This window comes from Fulvivirga sp. (assembly GCF_040220315.1).
GTDB lineage: Bacteria > Bacteroidota > Bacteroidia > Cytophagales > Cyclobacteriaceae > Fulvivirga.
Map to the genome: position 1 here is coordinate 1 of NZ_JAVJUY010000164.1, position 6148 is coordinate 6148.

The window sequence follows — 6148 nt, forward strand, 5'->3', positions numbered from 1 at the left end:
ATAGAATCGAAGAACGACTCATTAATAATAAATTATCAAACTACAAGCGATCCATTTTATAGTATAATTCTTCAGGTAAATGGAGAAGTTCTATGGGGAAGAAGCTTCATAGGCACCAGTAAAATATCAATTCCGAATAACATTTTGCCAAAAGGTATAGCAACTATATTTTGCTTTGACAGAAATAATCAACTATTGGAAAGCGTCTCAAATCCCATAAAGTTGAATGATACAAACAGTGTATTTTCAGTAGAAGAAGTGGATATTGTTGAGAATCAGATATCACAGAAGATAACCTTAACAAACATAGAGGGTAAGCCATTGAAAGGCCATTTGTCCGCCACTGTGTACATTAAAGAATTGAATCCATATTATCGCGGAAAACCTTATAAATCAAGGTATTCAAACAATAATTATGAAGCCTATCTCAATTTAACAGACGACAACCGTGAGTCAGAAAACTTTAAAGACAACTATGTTATTTCGGGTAAGGTTGAAGCTGCTCCCAGAAAAATGGAAAATATAAAAGTATCCGCTGTAGACATAAATGCAGGAAAATTTTACGAAACAGACATTGATGATAATGGAAGATTTTCAATTGAAATTGATAGTGCGGATTACAACTCTGAATTTGTAGTAGGTGCCAATTTCAAAGGAAAACCAATTGATATTGAACTTAATGATTCTATTAAGTATCACTTTTTCCCTCCTCAGTTTAATTACCAGCCATCTTCAGAACCTCTCATACCTGAAATAGATAATTCTGAAGAACAGTTGAATGAAATTAAAGATTATCTCGATCATCAGGTTCTTTCTGAAATTGTTGTATCGGCATCAAGGATAAAGAAAGATACGATTAATAATACCAAGCTTTTTAGTTACCTAAACAACGTGAAGGTGGAGGAGATCACCAAAGACAGAATAAATGTAGTTGGAGGTGACGATCTACTCTCTTTATTGAGGACTTACACTTATATCTCACTTGTGAAAGAAACACCTAGTGGAAGAGAAATATTTTTTAGGTCTTTGATAAGTCCTGTATTATTTGTTGTTAATGGCATTCCAAGAGGTACAAATCTGATACTACTTAACGATATAAATTTAAATTTTATTAAGAGTATCAGGATTATTAAAAACTTAAGTGCTGTGGTGCAGTTTGGCGCAGATGCAGCTGGTGGAGTAGTACTCATAGATACAGAAGATTTTGTGACCAATACTCAATTAACTTATAATCAGGATATTGAAAGCAAAGTAGAAATTACAAGTTACTATTCTGAAAATGAATCATTTACACCTTCCAGAAATTTAGAGTCTTGCATCTTATGGGAGGATAATATTCAGCCTAATGAGAATGGCGAGTTCATGTTAAGTTTTAAAAAGCCTGATATTAAAGGTACTCTAGTCTTGAAGATAGAGGGCATTGATTCTAACTCCAATTTTGTCTCGTTCGAAAAAGAATTAAACCTTCAGGGATTATAAACATAGTCTGGGATGATAAGAAAAAGATTATTTATTATTCTGGTTTTGTTTTTGCAATTTTCAATGATTTATTATGAAGTTCTAGGTCAGTCAACCAAAACTCAAAAGAACATCCTAGACTCTCTCATCAATAGTATTGAAAACTTTAATCAGCACTACTATGAGAAAATCTATGTTCAAACGAATAAAGAGACATATCTAACAGGTGGAAACGTATGGTTCAAGGCATATTTAACAGGAGTTAATAATAAGCCAAGTAATTCCAATACACTATACGCTCAACTTTATGATTCCGCTAAAAACCTGATTCAAATAAATAGGTATGAAGTAGAAAATGGGTTAAGCTCCGGAACATTCGCATTTGATTCTACTATAACTGCTGGGTTTTACCAGCTTGTTTTCTCAACCAGTAAATCAATAAATAATAGCTCTTTTTTTTCTAAGGAAATTCAAATTCAGAATCAACGATCATCAGGCAAAAAATCAAAAGATCGTAATATATCTCTAAACACCGAGCATATATTGGAGTCTAACTATTTTTCCATTCATTCGAAAAATGAAGGTGCAATTATAACAGCGCAGGATATATTAAATGAACCTACAAACCTAATAGTGATAGTAAATGGTGAGGTTATTTGGGCTGCAACTGACAAAAAGCATTCGGTGAATTTGAATTACAATGATTTCCATCAAGGTACTATAAAAGCTCTTTTATTTAGTGAAAAAGGTGTACTTATAGATGAATATTCGTTTCCAATTAAGCGCAAAGGTTCAACCATTAAACTATCATCCTTAAGTAATTCAGATTCAAGTAATTCTAAGGTATTTGGTATTCAAATTGTGGATGAGGGAGGTATACAGTTAAATGGGAATGTATCAGTTACCTCATATATTAAAGAATTGAATACAAATAAGTCATACTCAAATATTATTGAGTACATGACTACTTCAACTATCCAATCATACCATAAAAATAAAAATAGCCTATTGACTGAAGATGAAGAATACATTGTTAGTGGGAAGGTATTAACGCCTGGCAAGAAAAATATGAAATATAAAGTTTGGGCCTTAGATCTGGAAACTTCCGATATTATTGAGATTAATAAAATCGACAATAATACCTTTTATACTAGGATCGATTCAAAGTATAAAGATCATGATTTTATTGTGAGTGCACCAAGAAAAAAAGGCAAGCCGCTTGAAGTCGTATTGTTCGATACAGTAAAATATCGAATGCCCAAAGACTTACTTTGGAATAAAAAAGTATATAGAAGTAAAAATGAAGATCAAATTCAACCTGTTAATTTTCATTTTGATGACCAACTTAATTATCAACTTCTAGAAGGCGTGACAGTTGAGGATTCTAAAATTGAACAAAAATCCATTAATGAAAGACCGCTTTTCACATACTTTAATAATGTAAAAGTGCAAACTGTAAAGGGTGAAGATATAAGCAGTATAGGGGCTGATCCATTTCTTGAGTTATTAAGACAATTTTTAAATATCAGCCTCTATAACCCTACCAATGGTAATGTGTTGTTAGACAGGGCATATTACAGCGGTTCCCCTGTTCTTTTTGTATTAAATGGAATGCCAATGGGTTTTAATGTCAATAGTCTAAATATTGTTAGAGCTGAGAATGTTAAAGAGATTCAGGTTATTAAAAATTTAGGTGCAGTAACCCAGTTTGGTATTCGAGCCAAAGGAGGTGTTGTGCTAGTAACCACAAAAGATGTTGTACCTGAAATAATCGAACCTATTAAATCAAGCAATATGAATTACACAGCTATTGCCTCATTTTATAAAGATGAAATACCTTTTACTCCCAATGAAAACATCGAGTCATGTGTATATTGGAAAAGTAATATTGATATTAAGGCTAATGAAAGCACCCCAATAAAAATAGCACCATTAACAATTCCAGGAACATTAGTAATTAAAATTGAAGGCATAGACGAAAACAGGAACTTCATTTCCCTCACGAAAGAAATACCCTATTCCAGCCTGGTAAGTAATTAAAATGTAGTTATTCGTCTATCTTACGAATACCGTCAAGCTCAATTTTACCTTGAAAGGAAAGCTTAATAATCATATCCAACTCTGTTTGTGAAAATCCGAGTCTCTCAGCTACTGTTTTACAAAGTTTGTACTCGTCTGCCGTAAATTCACCATCTGCAATGGCAAGGCTCAGCATCTGAATTAATTGGGTCTCCCTATCTTCTTCGCGCTCTGGTATAACATGTACAAACTCACTCCCAACCTTTAGCATTTCATGCAACCGTTCATCATCTACACCTGCGTTTTCAGCGGCTTCTTTTATCACGGCCAACTCAGAATCATCAATTTTACCGTCAGCACTGGCCAATGCAATTAGATTCTTTAGGTTAGACTCGTTCATGCAAAAATTTAAGGCTTGTCCTAGTCCATCATAGCCTAGTTTTTCTGCTATTCTAAGGCAGAGGTCATATTCATCCTGAGAGAAGTAACCGTCTATGGTTGACATTTTAATCATACTTATTAATTGCTTCTCACGCTCTGCGTTGTCCTCAGGTAAGGTAAGTACGATATTATCCGCGTCTGCGATCCATTTATCTAGCTGCTCATTAGGCACACCCAGTTCTTTGGCTGCATTCCTTAAATTATTTAACTCAGATTCTTCAAATACCCCGTCAGAGTATGCAAGAACTACTAAATTCTTGAGATGATTGATACTATCCATTTTTCGCCAACTTATATCAATTAAAATTGATACCTTTCTTTAGTATATGCAAATATTTGGGGCTTTAATTACTGACAATCAATAATTTAGAATTTAATTTTCATCATCTGTAATAAAATCCCTCCTTTCAGTTACTACTGTAACAAATAATTAAAAGAAATATCTTTTGAATCAACAGGAAACATTTAATTCGTGGATCAAAGATTATCGGGCTTTATTATTTAAGGTGGTGCGCGCATACACTTTAAATAATGATGATGCCAACGACCTTTTTCAGGAAATGGCTATTCAGGCCTGGAAAAGCATCCCTAATTTCAGAGGTGAAGCAGCTGTGAGTACCTGGCTTTATAGAATTGCTCTTAATACGGCCATCAGATGGTCCAAAAAAGAAAAAAAACATTCTTATGGAAAGCAGGATATTGACAAGTCGGCTCATCTTCTAGAATACAAACCTGATCATCAAGACGAACGATTAGATTGGCTCTACTACCAGATAGCACAGATGAATGAGATTGATAAATCTCTTGCATTGCTTCTATTAGATGGCTATAGCTACAAAGAAATGGCCGAAATGGTAGGGATATCAGAATCTAATGTAGGCGTTAAAATTTATCGAATTAAAAATCACCTGGTCGAAAGATCTAAAACTTATGAAAATCATGGAGTTTGATGAATTAAAAAAAGTTTGGGACAATCAAAATAAGAAGACTATGTATACAATAGACGAAAGTGCTTTGCATAATATCATTACTAGTAAAAAGAAAGGTGCCATACATAAGGCTAAATTTATGGAGTATATCCTTGTGGGTACTAACCTATTGGCCGGTTCAGCCATTTTCATAGCTCACTTTGCAAAAAACAGAGATACCATTCTCGATCTGGTGATGGCTGTTTTCATGTTTGCTACTGCCGCAATCATTCTCTATTTCAGAAGCCAGCGATTATCCGGTAAAGAGAAATTTGATAGAAGCATTAATGGTGACTTGGAGCATGGATTATCAGACGCTCGCTATGTGGTAAGAATGTCAAAAACAATGCAATACTATTTTGTAGCAATTGCCACTTTAACTGTTTTTACCAAAGGGTTTGATAACCTAACCTTTAGTCTCGTATTGATAGGTGTTTTCGCATTTGTATTATATGCCAGCACATGGGAGCATAAATGGTACGTAAATAAGTATAACGAACTTAAAAAGTTGAAGAAAACATTGGATGAGGATTAACCATTAGTTTATTGCATGTAAAGGACTTTCTACCAATGCAGGTTTATTCTTTGGTTTCGGGATTCTGGCTGGTTCAATTTCAACACCATCAATAAGTAAGGCCCTTGGGGCAATGTATGAATTGAGATTGGTCTCATTTGTAACTTGTTCCTCCTTACTTGCTGCAACTATCTTCCTTAAAGATTTCTTATCAAAATCCATTAACCTGGCATTTCGGTAATATTCAATATCACCATTTGCAAGTATCTTCTTGACATGAAAATACTGATCGTTAAAAAATTTAGAAATGATTAATCCATAAGGAAGGTCTTCGTCTTTTATCTTTTTCAGCAATAGGTCTTGAAGGGCATCTGTACTTTCAACTGTATTGTCGATTTCTATATGAAGTACCCCTTGACTGCTGGATGTTCCGTTAGGTTCAAAATCTTTACCTATGTAATTCCTACTAACCATTAAATCATTTACTACACCTTTTTTTACCAACACTATTTCGTTTTTAGGTTTTACACCTTCATTATCTATCAAGTAAGAGCCCAATAACTTGACCCCATTATATTCTTTTAATGTAGGTTTAAGCGTTAGTGTAAGACTCTTAGAGAACTCTTGTTTTCCAATTTTTTTCTCTAAAGATGCGGAAGTACTATAGCCATAATAGTTGCTTTCCTCCTCCAAAGGTTTGGGCACAAATTGTGGTATGATAGTATTGATAACCGCAGGTACAGCAGAT

The 6148-nt window shown here is 34.0% G+C and carries 6 protein-coding genes; 4 read left to right on the forward strand and 2 right to left on the reverse strand.

The genetic code is table 11. The features are described 5' to 3' along the window. The coding region (locus RLO81_RS08055) for a TonB-dependent receptor (RefSeq protein ID WP_350109809.1) at positions 1-1479 on the forward strand (1479 nt) is incomplete at its 5' end. 12 nt (positions 1480-1491) lie between these two features. Beyond that, positions 1492-3498, forward strand: coding sequence for a TonB-dependent receptor plug domain-containing protein (locus RLO81_RS08060; protein WP_350109812.1), 2007 nt, complete (start codon positions 1492-1494; stop codon positions 3496-3498). A 7-nt stretch (positions 3499-3505) separates the two neighbouring features. Here the strand turns inward: RLO81_RS08060 and RLO81_RS08065 are convergent, their stop codons facing one another. After that, entirely contained in the window at positions 3506-4198 is a 693-nt protein-coding gene (locus RLO81_RS08065) for a hypothetical protein (RefSeq protein ID WP_350109815.1), read from the reverse strand. A 166-nt stretch (positions 4199-4364) separates the two neighbouring features. On the opposite strand from RLO81_RS08065, the gene RLO81_RS08070 reads away from it, so the two are divergent. Next, entirely contained in the window at positions 4365-4868 is a 504-nt protein-coding gene (locus tag RLO81_RS08070) for an RNA polymerase sigma factor (RefSeq protein ID WP_350109818.1), read from the forward strand. Beyond that, positions 4849-5421 (forward strand): hypothetical protein, encoded by a 573-nt coding sequence (locus RLO81_RS08075; protein WP_350109821.1) that lies wholly within the window; start codon positions 4849-4851, stop codon positions 5419-5421. The genes RLO81_RS08070 and RLO81_RS08075 overlap by 20 nt, the downstream gene beginning before the upstream one ends. A gap of 3 nt (positions 5422-5424) precedes the next feature. Here RLO81_RS08075 and RLO81_RS08080 read toward each other — a convergent pair. Continuing rightward, positions 5425-6148, reverse strand: a 724-nt coding sequence (locus RLO81_RS08080; protein ID WP_350109824.1) for a metallopeptidase TldD-related protein, incomplete at its 5' end; no start/stop codon positions are given.

Coding starts and splice junctions, on each gene's coding strand:
- RLO81_RS08060 (WP_350109812.1), top strand. CDS start 1,492: ATGATAAGAAAAAGATTATTTATTATTCTGGTTTTGTTTTTGCAATTT.
- RLO81_RS08065 (WP_350109815.1), bottom strand. CDS start 4,198: ATGGATAGTATCAATCATCTCAAGAATTTAGTAGTTCTTGCATACTCT.
- RLO81_RS08075 (WP_350109821.1), top strand. CDS start 4,849: ATGAAAATCATGGAGTTTGATGAATTAAAAAAAGTTTGGGACAATCAA.